Annotated in this window: 2 protein-coding genes; both read right to left on the bottom strand. The window is 41.8% G+C overall.

Annotated features, from left to right (window positions below; all coding sequences use genetic code 11):
• Positions 1-88 precede the first annotated feature (88 nt).
• Positions 89-394: a CRISPR-associated endonuclease Cas2 gene (gene cas2 / locus BMX95_RS34385; protein WP_081203647.1), complete on the bottom strand. Its 306-nt coding sequence runs from the start codon at positions 392-394 to the stop codon at positions 89-91.
• A 72-nt stretch (positions 395-466) separates the two neighbouring features.
• A complete protein-coding gene (gene cas1 / locus BMX95_RS34380) occupies positions 467-946 on the bottom strand; it encodes a type II CRISPR-associated endonuclease Cas1 (RefSeq protein ID WP_081203648.1) in 480 nt (159 codons plus the stop codon).
• Between the last annotated feature and the right edge of the window lie 77 nt (positions 947-1,023).

Genomic DNA, 1,023 nt, shown 5'->3' with positions numbered 1-1,023 from the left:
AACCCAGTCCTGCTGTGCTTTTGAGCTGTTTTTTAGGATAAGAAAATGGATGAGAATAGCTCTTTTTTAAATCCTAAAATGCGGGTTTTTAAAATAACTCCAACTGTTGTACTGTTTCTGGTGCTTTTACCTGATCATGGCCTCGAAATATTTCCATCATCCCAAACTGTTTGTCTGTCACACACATAATGCCCACATGGCCTTTAGCCGGTAAGATCTTTTTAACCCGTTCTATATGTACATTGGCATTCTCCCTGCTGGTACAATGCCGCAGATAAATACTGAACTGGAACATCTGGAATCCATATGTCAGGATCTCCTTACGGAACTTGGCATATATTTTCCTGTCCTTCTTGGTTTCTGTTGGCAGATCAAAGAAGACTAAAACCCACATAATTCGGTAGGCGTTTAAACGTTCAAACTCCCCTCCATGCATATAGATTGAAAAAATATGTCGGAAAAGGGTTCACCCTAATTCCGGATATAAGATTTTTCTTGATTTTCCTTCAAAGCATTTAGTCAGACTGGCCGTTGTTCGTTGTACTGCGTTCATTAATGGGCTCTTTTGTCCGTCTATCTGCACATCTATGACAGGGATGTTTAGTAAAGCCTTTTTCATATTAGGCGTCATCTCAAGAAATCTTCCATTTCCTCGAATGATCTGACAAACCACCTGGTCAACATAAGGTCTGTATGGTTCCATAATATCGTCTGCCAAGCAATAGGCATTATATTGATTCCGGTGATGAATTCCCAACGTTGGCAATAAACCAGATGCTACCAGGCTGCGGGCAACTATGGCCCTTAGTATAGCATATCCGTAATTCAATAAATTATTGGGAGGAGGTCCATATCGTTCACGTCTGAACTCAAGGAAGTCGGGGAATATTCGTTTCCAGTAATAGGCTGCGGCCTTTGCCTCGCAATTATGTATAATCCGATCCATCCTGACCACCTGTACCGATGATGCTGACCACTTGTTCCGGCCATGCTGACCACCCCTTCTCTAAGTAAGTTGATTTG

This window comes from Niastella yeongjuensis, from assembly GCF_900110245.1.
Taxonomy (GTDB): Bacteria; Bacteroidota; Bacteroidia; order Chitinophagales; family Chitinophagaceae; genus Niastella; species Niastella yeongjuensis.
Note: the sequence above shows the minus strand (reverse complement) of the source record. Positions and strands in the feature narration are given on the sequence as shown.

Bases quoted from the DNA above. Each gene is read 5' to 3' on its own strand.
- cas2 (WP_081203647.1), bottom strand. From the start codon at position 394: ATGTGGGTTTTAGTCTTCTTTGATCTGCCAACAGAAACCAAGAAGGAC.
- cas1 (WP_081203648.1), bottom strand. From the start codon at position 946: ATGGATCGGATTATACATAATTGCGAGGCAAAGGCCGCAGCCTATTAC.